This is a genomic window from Mesorhizobium sp. M0317 (genome assembly GCF_040321555.1).
GTDB lineage: Bacteria > Pseudomonadota > Alphaproteobacteria > Rhizobiales > Rhizobiaceae > Mesorhizobium.
Map to the genome: position 1 here is coordinate 74,837 of NZ_JAMYRV010000008.1, position 18,293 is coordinate 93,129.

Annotated in this window: 18 protein-coding genes; 7 read left to right on the top strand and 11 right to left on the bottom strand. The window is 62.2% G+C overall.

Annotation, left to right across the window (positions count from 1 at the left end; translation table 11 throughout):
* Window positions 1–97: 97 nt before the first annotated feature.
* From NKI88_RS09200 to rimO, 3 genes are all read left to right on the top strand, one after another.
* Window positions 98–505 carry a DUF930 domain-containing protein gene (locus tag NKI88_RS09200; RefSeq protein WP_352654756.1) on the top strand — a complete coding sequence of 136 codons (408 nt, stop codon included), beginning with the start codon at window positions 98–100 and terminating at the stop codon, window positions 503–505.
* 262 nt (window positions 506–767) lie between these two features.
* On the top strand, window positions 768–1,427 hold the full coding sequence (locus tag NKI88_RS09205; RefSeq protein ID WP_023668959.1) for a TerC family protein: 660 nt from the start codon (window positions 768–770) through the stop codon (window positions 1,425–1,427).
* 140 nt (window positions 1,428–1,567) lie between these two features.
* Complete coding sequence (rimO, locus tag NKI88_RS09210) at window positions 1,568–2,881, top strand: 30S ribosomal protein S12 methylthiotransferase RimO (RefSeq protein WP_352538324.1); 1,314 nt, start codon at window positions 1,568–1,570, stop codon at window positions 2,879–2,881.
* A 139-nt stretch (window positions 2,882–3,020) separates the two neighbouring features.
* On the opposite strand, the gene NKI88_RS09215 is transcribed toward rimO, so the two are convergent.
* The 8 genes from NKI88_RS09215 to NKI88_RS09250 form a co-directional block, all read right to left on the bottom strand.
* Window positions 3,021–4,088, bottom strand: a complete 1,068-nt coding sequence (locus NKI88_RS09215; RefSeq protein ID WP_023668961.1) for a BMP family ABC transporter substrate-binding protein — start codon at window positions 4,086–4,088, stop codon at window positions 3,021–3,023.
* A gap of 50 nt (window positions 4,089–4,138) precedes the next feature.
* Complete coding sequence (locus tag NKI88_RS09220; protein WP_352519925.1) at window positions 4,139–5,059, bottom strand: ABC transporter permease; 921 nt, start codon at window positions 5,057–5,059, stop codon at window positions 4,139–4,141.
* A complete protein-coding gene (locus tag NKI88_RS09225) occupies window positions 5,059–6,183 on the bottom strand; it encodes an ABC transporter permease (protein WP_352654759.1) in 1,125 nt (374 codons plus the stop codon). Before NKI88_RS09225 ends, NKI88_RS09220 begins: the two co-directional genes overlap by 1 nt.
* On the bottom strand, window positions 6,180–7,757 hold the full coding sequence (locus NKI88_RS09230) for an ABC transporter ATP-binding protein (RefSeq protein WP_352654813.1): 1,578 nt from the start codon (window positions 7,755–7,757) through the stop codon (window positions 6,180–6,182). Before NKI88_RS09230 ends, NKI88_RS09225 begins: the two co-directional genes overlap by 4 nt.
* 210 nt (window positions 7,758–7,967) lie before the next feature.
* Window positions 7,968–8,945, bottom strand: coding sequence for a quinone oxidoreductase family protein (locus NKI88_RS09235; RefSeq protein ID WP_023734010.1), 978 nt, complete (start codon window positions 8,943–8,945; stop codon window positions 7,968–7,970).
* A 17-nt stretch (window positions 8,946–8,962) separates the two neighbouring features.
* Window positions 8,963–9,793 carry a phosphatidylcholine synthase gene (gene pcsA, locus NKI88_RS09240; RefSeq protein ID WP_023668966.1) on the bottom strand — a complete coding sequence of 277 codons (831 nt, stop codon included), beginning with the start codon at window positions 9,791–9,793 and terminating at the stop codon, window positions 8,963–8,965.
* Window positions 9,790–10,404, bottom strand: coding sequence for a DUF1326 domain-containing protein (locus NKI88_RS09245; RefSeq protein WP_352519924.1), 615 nt, complete (start codon window positions 10,402–10,404; stop codon window positions 9,790–9,792). The genes pcsA and NKI88_RS09245 overlap by 4 nt, the downstream gene beginning before the upstream one ends.
* A gap of 14 nt (window positions 10,405–10,418) precedes the next feature.
* Window positions 10,419–11,306: a DUF2182 domain-containing protein gene (locus NKI88_RS09250; RefSeq protein WP_352654762.1), complete on the bottom strand. Its 888-nt coding sequence runs from the start codon at window positions 11,304–11,306 to the stop codon at window positions 10,419–10,421.
* A 95-nt stretch (window positions 11,307–11,401) separates the two neighbouring features.
* On the opposite strand from NKI88_RS09250, the gene NKI88_RS09255 reads away from it, so the two are divergent.
* Window positions 11,402–12,613, top strand: coding sequence for a UbiH/UbiF family hydroxylase (locus NKI88_RS09255; RefSeq protein ID WP_023682519.1), 1,212 nt, complete (start codon window positions 11,402–11,404; stop codon window positions 12,611–12,613).
* On the opposite strand, the gene NKI88_RS09260 is transcribed toward NKI88_RS09255, so the two are convergent.
* Window positions 12,590–13,552, bottom strand: coding sequence for an AEC family transporter (locus tag NKI88_RS09260; RefSeq protein WP_352654764.1), 963 nt, complete (start codon window positions 13,550–13,552; stop codon window positions 12,590–12,592). The two genes, NKI88_RS09255 and NKI88_RS09260, sit on opposite strands and share 24 nt — an antisense overlap.
* A 224-nt stretch (window positions 13,553–13,776) precedes the next feature.
* Here NKI88_RS09260 and hspQ point away from each other — a divergent pair, with 224 nt between their 5' ends.
* Window positions 13,777–14,100 (top strand): heat shock protein HspQ, encoded by a 324-nt coding sequence (hspQ, locus tag NKI88_RS09265; protein WP_023668971.1) that lies wholly within the window; start codon window positions 13,777–13,779, stop codon window positions 14,098–14,100.
* 82 nt (window positions 14,101–14,182) lie between these two features.
* On the opposite strand, the gene NKI88_RS09270 is transcribed toward hspQ, so the two are convergent.
* On the bottom strand, window positions 14,183–14,806 hold the full coding sequence (locus NKI88_RS09270) for an invasion associated locus B family protein (protein ID WP_023668972.1): 624 nt from the start codon (window positions 14,804–14,806) through the stop codon (window positions 14,183–14,185).
* A 260-nt stretch (window positions 14,807–15,066) separates the two neighbouring features.
* On the opposite strand from NKI88_RS09270, the gene NKI88_RS09275 reads away from it, so the two are divergent.
* Both NKI88_RS09275 and NKI88_RS09280 read left to right on the top strand, forming a co-directional pair.
* Window positions 15,067–16,887, top strand: a complete 1,821-nt coding sequence (locus NKI88_RS09275) for an extracellular solute-binding protein (RefSeq protein ID WP_352654766.1) — start codon at window positions 15,067–15,069, stop codon at window positions 16,885–16,887.
* Between the two features lie 49 nt (window positions 16,888–16,936).
* The gene (locus NKI88_RS09280; protein ID WP_352654768.1) at window positions 16,937–17,617 is read left to right on the top strand and encodes a DsbA family oxidoreductase; all 681 of its coding nucleotides are present in this window, start codon (window positions 16,937–16,939) and stop codon (window positions 17,615–17,617) included.
* A gap of 6 nt (window positions 17,618–17,623) precedes the next feature.
* Here NKI88_RS09280 and NKI88_RS09285 read toward each other — a convergent pair whose 3' ends face one another.
* The gene (locus tag NKI88_RS09285) at window positions 17,624–18,058 is read right to left on the bottom strand and encodes a hypothetical protein (protein WP_352654770.1); all 435 of its coding nucleotides are present in this window, start codon (window positions 18,056–18,058) and stop codon (window positions 17,624–17,626) included.
* Window positions 18,059–18,293 lie beyond the last annotated feature (235 nt).

Genomic DNA, 18,293 nt, shown 5'->3' on the forward strand with positions numbered 1-18,293 from the left:
AAGCGGCTGCGTCAAAACCCCCTGCCCGGCCAACGGCGATTTCCGGGCACATCCGGCTGCCCCAAAATGGCACTCCGGTTGATTTTTCACGCGAGTTATGGTCGTTCTCCCGCCCATGAAAAAACTATTCCTTGCGGCGCTGGCCTCGGTGACGCTGGCTTTACCCGCCCACGCGATGGACGCCGCCCTGCGCGCCGGCCTGCTGAAACTCGACCCGGAGACCCGGCTGGAGCAGAGATGCGACGCCGAAGTGCTCGACCGCATCAGCCATGACGACCACAAGTACAAGGCAGACCGCGTCGTCGCCTACGCCTTCGCGACGCCGGAAATGAAAGCCGATGTCATCCGCAGCCCGGGTGCTGCCTTCCGCAGCAAGGGACAGTGGTACCGGCTGAAGTTCAAATGCGAGACGGCGCCGGACCATATGGAGGTCCTGCAGTTCCGTTACCGCATCGGCGACGAGATTCCGGAAGCCGACTGGGCGAAGTACAATCTCTACGACTGAATTCGCTGCGACCAGAATTCTCTCTGGCAGAACGGCCTTCCCTATTCCCGTGGCTTTCAGCGTCGGCCGTTGGAGCGGTTCAGCTTTTTATAGAGCAGCTGACCCACTCTAACTCTTTGTTTTTGCATAATTCCGGACGGAAAGCCGCTACGCACTTTTCCTGGAATTGCGCCGGCAGTCTCTTGACGCGCGGGAACCATACACGTTAGGGCGTCGGCATATCCGACGACGAACACGCCGATACAGCAAGGGGCTCCGGTCGATGGACATTTTCAGCGCTGCAAGCATGACGGCCCTCCTCCAGGTCATCGCCATCGATCTGGTGCTTGCCGGCGACAATGCCATCGTCATCGGCCTTGCCGCCGCCGGCCTGCCGGTCGAGCAGCGCAAGAAAGCCATCCTGATCGGCGTGTTGGCGGCGACTGTGCTGCGCATCCTGTTTGCCGCCGTCACCGTCAAGCTTCTTGCCATTGTCGGCCTGCTGCTGGCCGGCGGCATCCTTTTGTTGTGGGTGTGCTGGAAGATGTGGCGCGAGCTGCGGACGTCGCATGCCGACGAGTTCGAGGCGACCGAGGCGCTGTCCGATTCCGACCTCAACAGCGACAGAACGGTGGGGGGCAAGGCGCCGCGCAAGACGCTCGGCCAGGCGGCCCTGCAGATCGTCGTCGCCGATGTTTCGATGTCGCTGGACAATGTGCTGGCGGTCGCCGGTGCGGCGCGCGATCATTTTCCCGTGCTTGTCATAGGCCTGGTGCTGTCGATCGCCTTGATGGGCTTGGCCGCGAGCTTCATTGCCAAGCTGCTGCATCGCCACCGCTGGATCGCCTATGTCGGCTTGCTGATCATTCTCTACGTCGCGATCGATATGGTCTATCGCGGCGTTGTCGAGGTCTGGCCGCATGTCAGTCCTGTGGTGAGCTGACGCTGCCGGTCCCACAGCTTCTGTAGCAGCATGGGTATCTGCCGGAGGCAGTGGTCGCGTTCGCCGCAGCCGCTGCCCATACCAATGCCGCAATAAGTGTGGTACTGGCCGCCGATCCCGAAAAACCCGGATGTTTTCTCATGTCTGCGCCTCGCGTCAGTTTCGTCAGCCTTGGATGCCCGAAGGCGCTTGTGGATTCCGAGCGCATCATCACGCGCCTGCGCGCCGAAGGCTATGAGATCGCACGCAAGCATGACGGCGCCGACCTTGTCGTCGTCAACACCTGCGGCTTTCTCGACTCAGCCCGCGACGAATCGCTCAACGCCATTGGTTCGGCGCTTTCGGAAAACGGCCGGGTGATCGTCACCGGCTGCCTCGGCGCCAAGCCGGACGTCATCCGAGAGAAGCACCCCAACGTCCTCGCCATCACCGGCCCGCAGGCCTATGAGAGCGTGATGGCCGCGGTGCATGAGGCGGCGCCGCCCAGCCACGATCCCTATATCGACCTTCTGCCGCCGCAAGGCGTCAAGCTGACGCCGCGCCACTACGCCTATCTCAAGATTTCCGAAGGCTGCAACAACCGCTGCACCTTCTGCATCATTCCCGCACTGCGCGGCGACCTCGTCTCGCGCCCGGCGGCCGATGTGCTGCGCGAGGCCGAGAAGCTGGCCAAGGCCGGGGTCAAGGAATTGCTGGTCATCTCGCAGGACACCAGCGCCTACGGCATCGACATCAAGTACCAGACGTCGATGTTCGGCGACCGCGAAGTGCGGGCGAAATTCCTCGACCTGTCGGAGGAGCTGGGCAAGCTCGGCATCTGGGTACGCATGCACTATGTCTACCCCTACCCGCATGTCGCCGATGTCATCCCGCTGATGGCGGATGGAAAAATCCTTCCCTATCTGGACATCCCCTTCCAGCACGCCTCGCCGCAGGTGCTGAAGAACATGCGCCGTCCAGCCCATGGCGAAAAGACGCTGGAGCGCATTCGCGGCTGGCGCGAGGTGTGCCCGGATCTGGCGATACGCTCGACATTCATCGTCGGTTTCCCCGGCGAGACCGACGAGGATTTCGAGATGCTGCTCGACTGGCTGGACGAGGCCAGGATCGATCGCGCCGGCTGCTTTAAATACGAGCCGGTCCGCGGCGCCCGCTCCAACGATCTCGGCCTCGAACAGGTGCCGCAGGAGATCAAGGAAGCGCGCTGGCATCGCTTCATGCAGCGCCAGCAGAAGATCTCGGCGACGCAGCTGGCCAAGAAGGTCGGCAAGCGCCTGCCGGTGCTGATCGACGAGGCGCATGGCACGTCTGCCAAGGGCCGGACAAAATACGACGCGCCCGAGATCGACGGTTCGGTGCATATCCAGTCGCGCCGCCCGCTGCGCCAAGGCGACATCGTCACGGTCAAGATCGACCGCGCCGACGCCTACGACCTTTACGGCTCGGCGGTTTAGAAAATTACCAAAAAGGGCGCCTCCCGGCGCCCTCGGATTTTTGGCACAGCCCTCGGCGCGGTTTCGCAGTCGAAGCGTGCAGCCCGCGAAGTGAAAAAGGGCGCCGGGCGGCGCCCCTTCTCTTTTGCGTTTCCGATACTTACTGCGGCAACTTGTCGTCGACGCCCTTCACATAGAAGTTCATGCCGAGCAGCGTGCCGTCGTCGGCTACTTCGCCGTCCTTGAGCCACGGCGTGCCGTCCTGCTTGGCGACCGGTCCTGTGAATGGGTTCCAGCCATCTGCGATTTTCTTGGCGGTTGCCTCGGCCATCGCCTTCACATCGTCCGGCATGTTGGTGAAGGGCGCCAGCTTGACGGCGCCGTCCTTGATGCCGAGCCAGACATTGTCAGGCTTCCAGGTGCCGTCGAGCGCCGCCTGAACGCGGCTGATGTAATACGGCCCCCATTCGTCTGTCAGCGAGGTCAGCTGCGCGTTCGGCGCGAACTTGATCATGTCGGAGGACTGGCCGAAGCCGTGCAGCTTGCGCTCTTCCGCCACCTGCAGTGCCGCAGTGGAATCGGTGTGCTGGACGATGATGTCGGCGCCCTGGTCGAACAGCGCCTTGGCCGCGTCGGCTTCCTTGCCCGGATCGAACCAGGAGTTCACCCAGACGATCTTGGCCTTGAAGTTCGGGTTGACCGACTGCGCGCCGAGCATGAAGGAGTTGATGCCCATCACCACTTCGGGGATTGGGAAGGAAACGATATAGCCGGCGACCCCTGCCTTCGATTCCTTGGCGGCGATCTGGCCGAGCACGTAGCGGCCTTCATAGAAGCGCGCATTGTAGATGCCGAGATTGTCAGCGGTCTTGTAGCCGGTGGCGTGCTCGAACATCACTTTGGGGAACTTCTTGGCGACCTTCACTTCCGGGTCCATGAAGCCGAAAGAGGTGCCGAAGATGATCTTGCAGCCTTCGCGCGCCAGACGCTCGAAAGCGCGGTCGGCATCGGGACCTTCCGAGACGTTCTCTAGATAGGCGGTTTCGACCTTGTCGCCGAGCGCCTTCTCCACCTCGAGGCGGCCTTGGTCGTGCTGGTAGGAATAGCCGAAATCGCCGATCGGGCCGGTGTAGACCCAGCATGCCTTCAACTTGTCGGCGGCCTGCGCCGACGCCGCCAGTGACATGGCGGCGGTCGTGGTCATCAACGCGATAAACAGTTTTTTCATTGTGTTACCTCTCTGAGTTTAGCCTTGGAGCTTCCCGTTTGTTTTTGTTGTCAACGATCCGGAACGAATGGCTGGCCCAAGGAAGCCGGCGTGTTCATCATCGTCAGACGCTTGTTGCGCGAGATTAGAACGAGAACCACGACGGTTGCCAGATAGGGCAGAGAAGAAAGCAGCTGCGAAGGCACCGGAATGCCAAATGCCTGTGCATGAAGCTGGCCGATCCACACCGCGCCGAAGATGTAGGCGCCGGCGAGCACGCGCCACGGCCGCCACGAGGCGAAGACGACCAGCGCCAGCGCGATCCAGCCGCGGCCCGCGCTCATGTTCTCCACCCATTGCGGCGTGTAGACCAGCGACAGGTGGCCGCCGGCAAGGCCGGCGCAGGCGCCGCCGAAGATGACCGCGAGATAGCGGTAGCGGATGACCTTGATGCCGAGTGCATGCGCCGATGTGTGGCTGTCGCCGATCGAGCGCAGGGTGAGGCCGGTGCGGGTCTTGAACAGGAACCACATGACGGCCGCCGTCAGCGCGATCGAGATGTAGAAGATTGGGTCCTGGCCGAACAGCAACCTGCCGACCACGGGAATGTCGGTGAGCACCGGAACGTAGAGATTTGGCAGCCTCTCGCCGGGCTGGCCGACGAAGCTGGTTCCCATCATGCCGGACAGGCCGAGGCCGAGCAGCGTCAACGAGAGGCCGGTCGCCACCTGGTTGGTGGCGAGCGACAGCGTCATCACCGCAAACAGCAGCGAGAACACCGCGCCCATGGCAATTGCCGCCAACAGGCCGATCCAGGGCGATCCCGTGAGATAGCCGGCTCCGAAGCCGCCGACGGCGCCCATGATCATCATGCCTTCGACGCCGAGGTTAAGCACGCCGGAGCGCTCGACCACCAGTTCGCCGATTGCCGCGATCAGCAGCGGCGTCGCCGCGGTCGCGATGGTCAAAAGGATGTTGATGGCGATGTCCATCAGCGGGCTTCCTTCAACTTCGGCGCGGCTTCAAGCTTCGCCGCGCTTTTCGTCAGCGCCATGCCGACCAGGCGAATGCGGTAATGGATGAGCGTGTCGCAACCGAGCACGAAGAACAAAAGCATGCCCTGGAACACACGCGCCACCTTGTCGGAGATGCCGAGCGCGCTTTGCACCGCCTCGCCGCCGAGATAGGTCAGCGCCAGCACCAGGCCGGCGGCGACGATGCCGAGCGGATTGAGCCGGCCGAGGAACGCGACAATGATCGCTGTGAAGCCGTAGCCGGGCGAGATCACCGGTTGCAGCTGGCCGATGGCGCCGGAGACTTCCGAAATGCCGGCAAGCCCAGCCAGCGCGCCTGACAGCAGGAAGGCGAAGAACACCATGCGGTTGAGGCCGAAACCGGCGAAGCGCCCTGCCCTCGGGCTGGAGCCGAGCACGCGGACCTCAAAACCCTTGAGCAGGCGGCTCATCAGCACCCAGATCAGCACGGCTGCAACAAGCGCGAAGACAAAACCCCAATTGGCGCGGCCGGCATCCGGCATCAGTTCCGGCAGGACCGCCGAGTCGTTGAACTGGATCGTCTGCGGGAAACCGTGGCCCTGTGGATCGCGCCAGGGGCCGCGCACCAACCAGTCGAGGAAAAGCTGGGCGACATAGACCAGCATCAGGCTGGTCAGGATTTCGTTGGTGCCGAAGCGCGTCTTCAAGAGAGCCGGGATTGCTGCATAGGCGGCACCGCCGACCATACCGAACAACAGCATCAGCGGCAGCACCAGTGGGCCTTCGAACCCGGGAAACAGCACCGGAATGGCCGAGCCGAAAATGCCGCCGAGAATGAATTGGCCTTCGGCGCCAATGTTCCAGATGTTGGCCTTGTAGCAGACCGACAGGCCGACCGCGATCAGGATCAGCGGTGCGGCCTTGATCGCCAGCTCATGCAGCTGCCAGACTTGGCTGATCGGCTCGATGAAATAGATCTCGAATGCGCTCAGCGGGTTGACGCCGAGCAACGCGAACAGAACCGCGCCTGCGGTGATCGTCAGGGCGAAAGCGATGAAGGGCGACAGCGCCGAAAACAGCATCGAGCGCTGCGGGCGTTTGACGAGTTCGAGGCGCATCATGCCGTCTCCAGACCATGTTCGGCGTGGCCGGGCTCGGCGCCGCCCATCAACAGGCCGATCTTTTCGAAAGTTGCTTCGGCGATCGGCAGCGGTTTCGACAATTCGCCATTGTGCATGACCGCGATCGCGTCCGAAATCTCGAACAGCTCATCGAGGTCCTGGCTGATGACCAGAACCGCCGAGCCACTGCGCGCCAGTTCGATCAGCGCCTGGCGGATGTGGGCGGCGGCGCCGGCGTCGACGCCCCAGGTCGGCTGGTTGACGACCATGACGGCAGGGCTGCGGTCGAGTTCGCGGCCGACGATGAATTTCTGCAGATTGCCGCCCGACAGGGCCGCGGCTTCCGGATCGGGCGCGCTCTTGCGCACATCCATCGACACGATGATGCGCTGGGCGGCGGCATAGACCGCACCGCTTTTGACCGTGCCGCCGGTGCCGACAAAAACCTTGCCGTCGGTGGCGTGCCGCGACAGAAGCAGATTTTCCGAAAGCTTCATGCGTGGCGCCGCGCCATGGCCGAGGCGTTCTTCCGGCACGAAGGCAGCGCCCATCAGCCGCCGGCCTGTGATCGAGAGCGAGCCGGCATCCTTGCCGCGGATGCGCACGGATGCGGCGTCCTGCTGCAGCACCTCGCCGGAGACGGATTCGAAGAACTCGCCCTGGCCGTTGCCGGCGACACCGGCAATGCCGATCACCTCGCCGGCGCGCACAGTGAGGTTGATATTCTTCAGCGGAATCGAAAACGGCGTTGCCGGCTTGCGGCTGAGGGCGCGGATTTCGAGCAGCGGCTGCGCGGTCTCGATGCCTTCGGCCGGCGCACGCACCACGGCCTTCACCTCGTTGCCGACCATCATGCGGGCCAGCGACGAAGCCGTTTCCTCGCGCGGATTGCAATGGCCGACGACCTTGCCGTGACGCAGCACGGTGGCGCGGTCGCAAATGCGTTTGACCTCTTCCAGCCGGTGCGAAATGTAGAGGATGGATTTGCCCTCGGAGCGCAGGCGCTCTAGCGTCTCGAACAGCTTGTCGGCTTCCTGCGGCGTCAGCACCGAGGTCGGCTCGTCGAGGATGATGAGCTGCGGCGTCTGCAACAGGCAGCGGATGATCTCGATGCGCTGGCGTTCGCCGACCGAGAGATCGCCGACCAGCGAGTCCGGATCGAGCGGCAGGCCATAGCTGAAGGAAAGCGCCCTCGCCTTGGCCGCGATCGAGCTGATCGGTGAGCCGTCATCCAGAGACAGAGCGATATTCTCGGCCGCGGTCAGCGCCTCGAACAGCGAAAAGTGCTGAAACACCATGCCGATGCCGAGCTTCTTCGCCATGCCCGGACTGGTGATCCGCACCGCTTCCCCGTTCCAGAATATCTCGCCGGAATTGGGCTCCAGCGAGCCGAACAGCATCTTGACCAGCGTCGACTTGCCGGCGCCGTTTTCGCCAAGCAGCGCGTGGATCTCGCCCTTGGCGATGTTGAGGTCGATATGATCGCACGCCGTCAACGTGCCGAATATCTTGGTCAGGCCACGAACCTCAAGCAGGTTCGCTCCATCATGATCTGCACTCACAGTGCCTCCCATCCGGTTCCCGGACATGTTCTGTGTTCCCGCCAGCATGGTATGCGCTGGCCGCTCTCGTGCGAAAGCAGCACCCACCTTGAAAGAGCTTCAAGAATTTCAGCGGAAACTCAAGGGGTAAAGACCGACCTGCTTCGTACAACAGACCGATCGCCCGGTTTTTCGGGTAAACAGTGCCTAGCGTCGCGGCAAAACACTGAACAGCAAGGCAGATCAGGGGATCAGTATGGTCGTGCCCGTGGTCTTGCGCCCTTCGAGATCGGCTTGCGCCTTGCCCGCGTCCTTCAGCGCATAACGCTGGTTGATCTTGATCTCGACCGCACCGCTCAACACCACGTCGAACAATGCCGCGGCGGAGACTTCGAGGTCTTCACGCTTGGCGTTGTAGACGAACAAAGTCGGCCTGGTAGCGAACAGCGAGCCCTTCTGCGCCAGCAGCGACATCGAAAATGGCGGGATCGGTCCAGAGGACTGACCGAAAGAGACGAACATGCCGAGCGGCTTCAGACAGTCGAGCGAGGCCGGGAATGTGTCGTTGCCGACCGAATCGTAGACGACGTCACATTTCTTGCCGCCGGTGATGGCGGCGACCCCGGCGACGAAATCCTGCTCCTTGTAGTTGATGACATGGCCGAAGCCATGCGCCTTGGCGAGCTCGATCTTGTCGGTTGAGCTTGCCGTGCCGATCACGGTGGCGCCGAGATGTTTTGCCCATTGTCCCAGGATCAGCCCGACGCCGCCGGCGGCGGCATGGAACAGGATGGTGTCGCCTGCCTTCACCTTGAAGGTCCGGCGCAACAGATACTCCGCCGTCATGCCTTTAAGCATCATGCCGGCGGCCTGTTCGTCGCTGATGCGGTCCGGCACCTTGACGACGCGGTCGGCGGCGACGACGCGTTGTTCGGCATAGGCGCCGACGTTGACGGCATAGGCGATGCGGTCGCCCGGCTTCAGCCAGTCGATGCCTGCGCCGACCTCGAGAACCACACCTGCCGCCTCGCCGCCGGGGATCAGCGGGAAGCCGCCGGCCGGCGGATAGAGGCCGATGCGGTGATAGACATCGATGAAATTGAGGCCGATCGCGGTATGCCTGACCAGGATCTGCCCGGCGCCGGGTTGTCCCGGATCGGCGTCTTCATAGGTCAGGACTTCCGGACCGCCATGGGCGTGGATACGGACTGCTTTGGACATTGTGGGCTTTCCTGCGGTCAGGCTTTCTTAGTGTCCGGCTTGGCGCCGAGTTTGGGGAAGAACTGCATGATACCGCCGATGCAGGCGAGGTAAAGTCCGGTGATGGTGATGCCGACCTTGGTAAAGACGCTGACCTGTTCGCCCAAAACGCCGATCTGGTCGTAGAAGGCGGCAAGGGCCGCCTGCGCCAGCGCCAGCGCACCGAAAGCACACCAGAGCAGCGTCATGCCAAGATTAATTGGCCGCAGCCGCACCACCCGCACGGGGTGAATGAAGTTGATCGGCACGAAGGTGAGGATGCCGGCCGCCACGACGACGCCGAAGGACACCCACTGTCCGGGCTCGATGACGAACAGCGTGAACACGACCATGTTCCAAACGACCGGAAAGCCTTTGAAGAAGTTCTCCTTAGTCTTCATTCCGGTGTCGGCATAATAGATGGCGCTGGACACCACGATGATGGCCGCCGACAGGAAAGACAGCCCTTCGCCCATGAAGCCGCGCTGGTAGAGCGCGAAGGCGGGGATCAGCACATAGGTGACATAGTCGATGATGTTGTCGAGGAGTTCGCCCGACCAGGTCGGCAGGATCTCCTTGACCTCAAGCTTGCGCGCGATCGGCCCGTCTATGCCGTCGACGAACAGCGCCAGCCCCAGCCACCAGAACATCGCCGTCCAGCGTTGCTCGCTTGCCGCCACCAGAGACAGGAAGGCCAGGAACGAGCCAGACGCGGTCAACAGATGCACCGAGAATGCCCGCGCCTGCGGCCAGGTGACCTTTTTCTTCGGCCTCGGAATCCGGTCGGTGATCTTTTTGGCGGCGTTTCTGGCCGTTGTGTTCTTGCTCACGGGCCCCGCCAATCCAGTTTGCAGATTTCGGCCGAGCGGCCGGCAAAGTTCCAGTTGTGGCCGAACGCCCGCATCTTGCTTTTGTCGGACCTGGCCACGATGATCTCCGGCGCGATCCAGTATTCCGAGTTGCCGATCACGGTATCCTTCTCGCGATCCTTGCCGGGAATCGGTGTGACCGCCCCGTCGATGATCTTCGGTATCTGGAAAATACGGGTCTTGTCACGCGTCTCGTAGGTGATCGGCACCTGCTCGACACCGAGGAACTTGCCGACAAGGATCGACAACAGCGAGGTTGTTCCGCCGGCCTTCCCGGTGAAGATCCTGGTCAGCGCTTTCACCGCATAGACGGAGGCGCGCTTGTCGATGAACAGGCCTGCGGTCCAGTTGCCGCGGCTCATATAGCCGGGGATTTCCATGACCAGACCGAGATTGAGGCCGGACAGGTCCACCTCGCCGAAATGGCCTGCGTCGATGCGGAAGCCCGCCCAGGTCTGACAATAACCCTCCGTCGGCGGATGGCTGCCAAGCGACAGCACGCAAGGACAAAAAACCGTGCAATTGCAGGAGAGTACGAGCTCTCCTTTCATTGCCCAGCCTTGCTCTGCCATGGAATTCTCCCCCGTCATGCCGAGACTACTAGCAGGGCGACTACCCAGACAAGCAGTATCGCACCGGCCACTCGGGTTGGAAGGCTGCCGGTGGTCTGTTTTTCGATCAAGGTGAACAGGCCGATCAGCGCCATCCAGAACACGTTCATCGCGCCGACGGCAAACATCACCAGCATCAGCGCCCAGCAGCAGCCGAGGCACCACAGGCCCTGCTTCAGCCCTAGCCGGAAGATGCCACCCGGCTCCGCGCTCCAGTTGGAAAACAGTGTCGAGAACGGGTTCCGGCATTTTGTCAGGCAGGCCTGCTTGAGGCTGCTGAACTGGTAGAGGCCGGCAACCAGCAGCGCGGCCGCCGCGGCAAGGCCGCTCACCGGATCGAGCAATCGCCCGGAAGACGCAAATGCGTGGACGGTCAATGTCAGCACCGCGAATCCCGTAGAGGCGACAAGCCATGTCGAGAGGTAGCCGGCGACCAGGACCAGCGGGTGGGCCACCGGCTCGCCCTTGATGCGGGCGGTGTCGGCGATTTCACAATAGGTACGGATCATCGGCGCCGCCGACGGCAGCATCGTCGCCACAGCCATCGAAAACCACATCACGATCAACGCCAGAAGCTGTGCGCCGCCGGCATCAAGTGGTGCGGGCGTCAGGCACATGCCGAAGAAGCGGTCGAGGACATCCGGCAGCGGCAGTTGCGGCAGATATCGCAGGACCACATCGCCTGGTACGCCGGGGAGCCGGCCTTCGGCGCCGCGGATCGCCATGGCGCCGAGAATGAACCAGGCGAGCAGAATGCCGCCGGCGATGGCGATGTTGACCGTCAGGCGGGGGCTGCGGGCCAGGCTTGCCGTGGCGCGGCCGGCGCGGTCGAGATGGCTGAAATCGTCCTGCTGGCCGGTCATGACAACCGAATGAGCCTAATCGCCGCGTTGATCAAGCGGCATGGTCTGACCTATATCCATGGGTAGACACCTGCATCGCAAACTGGAAGTCCAATTTGGATCATCGCGAGACAGCACGGATACTGGTAGCCGGCAGCGGCCCTGCCGGACTGATCGCGGCGCTCGGTTTCGCCGAGGCGGGCTTTCCGGTAACCCTGGTCGGACCCGAAGCAGGCGGGCCCGATGGCCGGACCACGGCGCTGATGAACCCTGCTCTCAAGGTTCTCGATCGGCTGGGCGTGCTGGCCGAACTTGCGCCGAAGGCCGCGCCGCTGAAGGTCATGCGCATCGTTGATGCGACCAGCCGGCTGATCCGCAGCCCGGTGGTGACTTTTCGCGCCATAGAGATCGGCGAGGAGCAGTTCGGGCTCAACCTGCCCAACAGTGCGCTGAACCCGACGCTGGCCAAGTCCGTCGCGGCGCATCCCGGCATCGAATGGCTGACGTCGATGGTCGAGAGCTGGCGTCTGGACGCCGATCAGGCGCATGCCGTGTTGACTGATGGTCGCGAAGTCTCGGCCGCGCTTGCGGTCGCTGCCGATGGGCGCCTGTCGCCGGCGCGCGAGGCGGCAGGCATAGTGGCCTCGGTGCGATCCTACGGCCAAGCGGCGCTGGTGCTGAATTTTGGCCATCGCAGCGAACACGGCTTCACCTCGACCGAGTTCCACACAGAGACCGGGCCGTTCACCCAGGTGCCGCTGCCCGGCAACCGCTCCAGCCTCGTCTGGGTGGTGAAACCGGAGACGGCGAAGGACCTCGCCGCACTCGATGACGCGACGCTTTCCGAGCGTGTCGAGCAGCAGATGCAGTCGATGCTGGGCCGGGTGTCGGTCGAGCCCGGCCGACAAATTTACCCGCTTTCAGCGGCATCACCGGGGCGCTTCGCGCAAAACCGGGTGGCGCTGGTCGGCGAGGCTGCACATGTATTCCCGCCGATCGGAGCCCAAGGTCTCAACCTCGGCATCAGGGACATCGAGGATCTGATTGGAATCGCTGGTGAAAATCGCGGCGACCCCGGCGCCGCGAAGGCCCTGGCCGCCTATGATTCCAGGCGCCGTCCCGACATTCTGGCGCGTTCCGGCGCGGTCAATCTGCTCAACATGTCGCTGCTTTCGGACATGCTGCCGGCGCAGATGGCACGCAGCGCCGGCCTCAATGTGCTCGGCAGTTTCGCGCCGCTGCGCGCCTTTTTCATGCGCGAGGGCTTGAGGCCGGGCAGCGGCTTTGCGGCGCTTACCGGCGGTTCAGGGAAACAGGTCCGGCGGTAAGATGCCGTGGCGGATCATGTAGAGCAGCCCGGTCACCGTCAGCACCGAGAGGCAGGTGGTGATCAGCACGCTGGCCGAGGCGCGTTGCACCCAGACGCCATATTGCTGGGCGATGACGAAGACGTTGGTTGCGGTCGGTAATGCCGCCAAAAGCACGGCTGAAAAAACCCAGATTTCGGAAAAGTTCCCGATCCAGCTCAGCACGACGTAGCAGAGCGATGGATGCAGGATCAGCTTCAGCGCCGCGATCGACGCCAACTCATGCGGCACGCGGTTGAGCGGCCGGAGCGCAAGCGTCACGCCCATGGCAAACAGGGCGCAAGGGGCGGCTGCCCGCGAAAGATATTCAAGCAGGCGATCGACCGGCTGCGGTGGGTGAAAGCCGAGATAGGCGGCGCCAACGCCAAGCGCGGTCGCGATGATGAACGGGTGCAGGACGATTTTCCTGACTACGCCGAGGATGAGCCGCCACGGCGATGTCTTGTCGTCGCCCGACAGCGCCATCATCAACGGCGCGACGGCGAAATGCATGATATTTTCGAAGCAGAAGATCAGCGCGACGGGAACCGCCGCTTGTTCGCCGAAGGCGAGCAGCGCCAGCCCCGGCCCCATATAGCCGATATTGCCGTAGGCCGCGGCCAGCGCCTTGATCGTCGACTGGGCGATCTCGCCGCGCGACGCCGTCACCGACCATACGAACATGATCGAGAAGATCGTGTAGGTGGAAAATACCGAGCCGAAGATGAAGCGCCATTCGGTCAACTGTTCGAACGGCGTGCGGGCCAGCAATTGGAAGAACAGGGCAGGAAGCGCGACATAGACGATGAAGGTGTTCATCCAGCCAAGCGCTTCCAGCGGCTGCCTGGTCATGCGCGCGACCAGAAAGCCGATGAAAATCAGCCCGAAGAACGGAAGAACAAGACCGACAATGTCAGACATTTTTGCCCTGGCCCGAAACCCCGGGACCGGGCTAGCCCGTAGCTTCATCGGGCGTCAAGCGCTTCGGCATTGAACTGACCCGCTATCTGCGCCAAATAAAGCCTGATCCCAGACCTAAGTCGGGCTCGATTTTTGGCCACGGTGTGTGTAAATTCAAAGTGTTAGAGCGCTCTTCGCACATTCGAGGGGACGCCGGGCGCTCTAGAGGCTTAGTGGTGAGTACGATGAAAACAGCCAAATTCTCGATCGGACAAGTGGTTCGACACCGGCTGTTTCCATTCCGCGGCATCATTTTCGATGTCGATCCGCAATTCGCCAACACCGATGAATGGTACGAGGCGATCCCGGCCGACGTGCGGCCGCGCAAGGACCAGCCGTTCTACCATCTGCTCGCTGAAAACTCGGAAACCGAATACATTGCCTATGTCTCCGAGCAGAACCTGCTCGAGGACCAGTCAGGTGAGCCGGTCCGGCATCCACAGATCGGCGAGATGTTCGACAAGCGGCCGGACGGACGCTATGAGCCAAAACGCCAGTCGAGACACTGACATCACCTTGCATCGACGTGACGACAACAAAAAAGCGGGGCATGACCCCGCTTTTTGTGCGCTCCGGTATCTGTCCCGGCGATTAGTTGGCAGCTTTGGCCTTGGCCTGCTCGTCCTTGAGCTTCTTGGCGAAGTCCTGGTTGTTCTTGACGACGAAATCCTGAAGTTTTTTCTGCCGATCCTCGATGTCCGACTGCTGCAGCGGCGCGCCGTCAAAGGCGCCGCTGAAGCCGGTCAAGGCAACCTTGATGGGATTTGGTTGACTTTGGAAGTTGATCGAGGTCAGCGTGATCGCCTGTCCCTTCTTGAAGGACGCGACGAGCGCGTCGGTCAGCGGCACTTCGGCAACGCAACGGTCGGCGAAGCAAATGACATAATCCAGCTTCGTCGCCTTGCCGGCGTCTATTTGCAGGGCGATGCCGGGGGGCACCAGGCGACCTGGGGGAACCGTGACCTGGAAGACCTTGCGGTTTACCTTGCCCTTCAACTCGATCAGGCTGACGCCGGTGACGAACTGGCCGTTGCCGGCAGTGATGATGTTCTGGACATTGCAGATGTCGACATCTTCCTGCTTGGTGCAGGCCTTGAACCAACCCTGCGGAATCTGTTGCTGTGCCGAAGCGGTGGGAAGTCCGGCGCCCAGAAAGCCGACCACGCCCGCGGCCAGGACCGAAAGGCGGTATGCGTTGCTGTTCAGGCTCGTCATGTCGTGCATTTCCTCTCAAATGATCCCGGGACCGGCTTCTTCGCGCCGTGTGGTCCTGCTACCTGTTGCCGAATTGAGGCAACAGAATGACTTCGGAGCGCGTGTTACACTGCATGAGCAGCCGAATCCAGCCCGCCGCCTGCAATTCTTGGCCTCGCAATTTGGGTCGTGCGATTTGGGTTGATGTATCTGGCCGGAGCGCCGCGGCGCCATGTTAGGGTGCACTCCGAATCATCAAGCCGCCCAGTAAGGAGACGGTCATGGGCCGCATTCTTGTTTGGCTGATCGCCGCAATTTCGTTCTTCGCCTTTGCACCCGGCGTGGCGATGTCGGAACCGAGACATGCCATCGCAATGCAGGGCGAGCCGGCGCTGCCAGCCGACTACCAGCATTTCGACTACGTCAATCCCGATGCGCCGAAGGGCGGCAACATCACTTACTGCGTCGTCGGCAGCTTCGACAATCTGAACCCGTTCATCCTGAAGAGCCTGCGCACCACGGTGCGCGGCATGCAGGACCTCATTTTCGGCAATCTCGTCTTCGAGCCGTTGATGATGCGCAACTACGACGAGGCCTTCAGCCTTTATGGCCTGCTCGCAGACACAGCCGATATGGATCCCGAGCGCAAGTGGATCGAGTTCCATCTCAACCCAAATGCAAAGTGGTCCGATGGCGACCCGGTGACGCCGGATGACGTGCTGTTCACCTACGATGTCTTCACCGACAAGGGCCGCCCGCCCTACAGGGATCGCATGAGCCTGATCGCCAAGCTCGAAAAGACCGGCGATCACAGCGTGCGCTTCACCTTCAACGACAAGGCCAATCGCGAGACCCCCTTGATCATCGCGCTGACGCCGATCATCCCAAAGCACGCCTTCAACAAGGATACCTTCGACAAGACGACGTTGAAGCCGGTGATCGGCAGCGGTCCCTACATCATCGACAAGGTGCAGCCGGGACAGCGCATCGTGTTCAAGCGCAACCCGAATTACTGGGGCAAGGACATCCCTTCCAAGCGCGGCTTCGACAATTACGACCAGATCACCATCGAGTACTTCCTCAACGCCAATGCCAAGACGGAAGCGTTCAAGAAAGGCATCTGCGCCATTTACGATGAGGGCGATCCGGTCAAGCGCGAGCGCGATATCGATTTTCCCGCCTTTCATCGCGGCGAGGTGATCGCCGAGACCTTCGACACCGGCATACCGCCCGTGGTGACCGGCTTCCTGTTCAACACGCGGCTGGAGAAGTTTTCCAATCCGGAGGTGCGGCGCGCGCTCGGCATGCTCTACGACTTCGAATGGGCCAACAAGAACCTGTTCGGCGGTAAGTACACGCGCACGATGAGCTACTGGCAGAATTCCGAACTTTCCGCGCTCGGCCATCCCGCCAGCGACAGGGAAAAGGCGCTGCTGGCGCCCTACCCCGGCCGCGTGCCGGCCGATGTCATGGACGGCAGCTGGCGCCCGCCGGTGAATGACGGCACCGGCCAGGACCGCAAGGTGATGAAGGTGGCGTTCGACCTGCTGAAGAGCCAGGGCTACGCCGTTAGGGATGGTGTCCTGCTGGACCCAAAGGGAACTCCCTTCGGTTTCGAGATCCTGACGGCCTCGCAGGACGAGGAACGCTTTGCCGCCATTTATCAGCGCTCGCTGGAAAAGATCGGCATCGCGGTGACCATCCGCAGCCTCGAAGCCGACCAGATCCAGTCGCGCAAGCAGCGTTTCGACTTTGAGGTTCTTGTCGGGTCGAGCGGGTTCAGCAACTCGCTGTCTCCCGGTATGGAGCAGAACCTTCGCTGGGGTTCTTCAGAGGCCAAAAGAGAAGGTTCATTCAATCTGGCCGGCGTCGCCGATCCGGCGGTCGACGCGGCGATCGACGCGATGCTGAGAGCACGGACCAAGGAAGACTATGTCGCCGCCGTGCGCGTGCTCGACCGATTGCTGATCTCCGGCAATTACATGGTGCCGATGCAGTACAACGCGCAGCAATGGCTCGCTTACTGGAATTACCTGGATCATCCCAAAAAGACTCCCATATTCGGTTATCAATGGCCGACATGGTGGCGCAAGCCGAACTGAGCGTAGCCGAGATCATGCTCGGTAAAACGCTCGGCTGCAGGAGATCAAGATGAGCGATGACAATTCCATTACCATCGACGTGGTCTCCGACGTCGTCTGCCCCTGGTGCTTCGTCGGCCAGAAGCGGCTGGACAAGGCGATTGCCGCTGCCGGCGACGTCGAGGTTCATGTGCGCTGGCGGCCGTTCCAGCTCGACCCGACCATCCCGCCCGGGGGCAAGGACCGGCGCGAATACATGCTGGCCAAATTCGGCAGCGACGAGCGCATCCGCCAGATGCATGCCCGCATAGAGCCGCTCGGCGAGGCCGAAGGCATCGATTTCGCTTTCGACGCCATCAAGGTCGCCGCCAACACGCTGGACGCGCATCGCGTCATCCGCTGGGCGGGCGCCGCCGGTGAAGCCGTGCAGAACCGGCTCGTGCGCCGGCTGTTCCAGCTGCATTTCGAGGAAGGCGGCAATATTGGCGACCACGCCGTGCTGATCGACGCCGCCCGCGAGGCCGGCATGGACGCCGCCGTGGTCGAGACGCTGTTGCCGACCGATGCCGACGTCGAGGAGGTGCGCACAGAAATCGCCACGGCATCGCGGATGGGGATCACCGGCGTGCCGTGCTTCCTGCTCGAAGGCAAATACGCCGTCATGGGCGCGCAGGACGCCGACACGCTGACTGATGCCATCCGCCAGGTCGCGGCCGCAAAGGCCAAGGGCGAACTGGAAAAGGCCGGCTGACCGAAGTTATTTCACCGTCACCTTGGCTTTGCTGAGGAAGAAGCCATGCCCGTTGCTGCCCGTGCAGGTCAGTCCCTTGGTTGACGACTGGCAGGTAAACGGCCCTTTGCTCCAGCTGTTGCCATAGGCCAGCTTCGCGACATCGCTGCAGCAGCCCTGCTCTCCCGGATTCTTGATCAATGTCGCCGGGCCGTTCGGCCCAAGGATCACGGTGACGTAGCTGGGCTCGACGCGCGAACAGCTCAGTTCCGGACCGCCATCCTGTGGCTCGTAGGTGCTGGTGCCGCCCTTCGGCGTGTAGATGCAGCCGATGTTGCCGGACGGCGCATTGAACTCGATTTGCCCTTCGGCGCTTGCCGGAATGGTCTGGCTGCCGGCATGCGCAAGAGGCAGCCAGGCAAAGAGCGTCACGATTGCGGGAACGGCTGCGCTTGCAAGCATTGGGGAGCTTCCTTGTTGGGGACCGGACATGCATTGGTGCCGACAGTGCCCGGCAAGGTTCATTCCAGTGCGCTTGATTGTCAAACGGTGTTGAACTGCAGCTAAAAAGCGCGTGCCACCTCATGAACAGTCGCTTTACAGCAGCGACGATCTTGCGTGCCCAACCATGATGGCCGGTGAGATGATTCGGGCGGCCTGGGGCGATCATGGACGGCAATTTTTCGGGCGATCCGGT

Coding starts and splice junctions, on each gene's coding strand:
- NKI88_RS09225 (WP_352654759.1), bottom strand. CDS start 6,183: ATGATGCGCCTCGAACTCGTCAAACGCCCGCAGCGCTCGATGCTGTTT.
- rimO (WP_352538324.1), top strand. CDS start 1,568: ATGTCTGCGCCTCGCGTCAGTTTCGTCAGCCTTGGATGCCCGAAGGCG.
- NKI88_RS09235 (WP_023734010.1), bottom strand. CDS start 8,945: ATGTCCAAAGCAGTCCGTATCCACGCCCATGGCGGTCCGGAAGTCCTG.
- NKI88_RS09250 (WP_352654762.1), bottom strand. CDS start 11,306: ATGACCGGCCAGCAGGACGATTTCAGCCATCTCGACCGCGCCGGCCGC.
- NKI88_RS09215 (WP_023668961.1), bottom strand. CDS start 4,088: ATGAAAAAACTGTTTATCGCGTTGATGACCACGACCGCCGCCATGTCA.
- NKI88_RS09270 (WP_023668972.1), bottom strand. CDS start 14,806: ATGACGAGCCTGAACAGCAACGCATACCGCCTTTCGGTCCTGGCCGCG.
- NKI88_RS09230 (WP_352654813.1), bottom strand. CDS start 7,757: ATGGGAGGCACTGTGAGTGCAGATCATGATGGAGCGAACCTGCTTGAG.
- NKI88_RS09200 (WP_352654756.1), top strand. CDS start 98: ATGGTCGTTCTCCCGCCCATGAAAAAACTATTCCTTGCGGCGCTGGCC.
- NKI88_RS09205 (WP_023668959.1), top strand. CDS start 768: ATGGACATTTTCAGCGCTGCAAGCATGACGGCCCTCCTCCAGGTCATC.
- NKI88_RS09245 (WP_352519924.1), bottom strand. CDS start 10,404: ATGGCAGAGCAAGGCTGGGCAATGAAAGGAGAGCTCGTACTCTCCTGC.
- NKI88_RS09285 (WP_352654770.1), bottom strand. CDS start 18,058: ATGCTTGCAAGCGCAGCCGTTCCCGCAATCGTGACGCTCTTTGCCTGG.
- NKI88_RS09275 (WP_352654766.1), top strand. CDS start 15,067: ATGGGCCGCATTCTTGTTTGGCTGATCGCCGCAATTTCGTTCTTCGCC.
- NKI88_RS09220 (WP_352519925.1), bottom strand. CDS start 5,059: ATGGACATCGCCATCAACATCCTTTTGACCATCGCGACCGCGGCGACG.
- NKI88_RS09280 (WP_352654768.1), top strand. CDS start 16,937: ATGAGCGATGACAATTCCATTACCATCGACGTGGTCTCCGACGTCGTC.
- NKI88_RS09260 (WP_352654764.1), bottom strand. CDS start 13,552: ATGTCTGACATTGTCGGTCTTGTTCTTCCGTTCTTCGGGCTGATTTTC.
- hspQ (WP_023668971.1), top strand. CDS start 13,777: ATGAAAACAGCCAAATTCTCGATCGGACAAGTGGTTCGACACCGGCTG.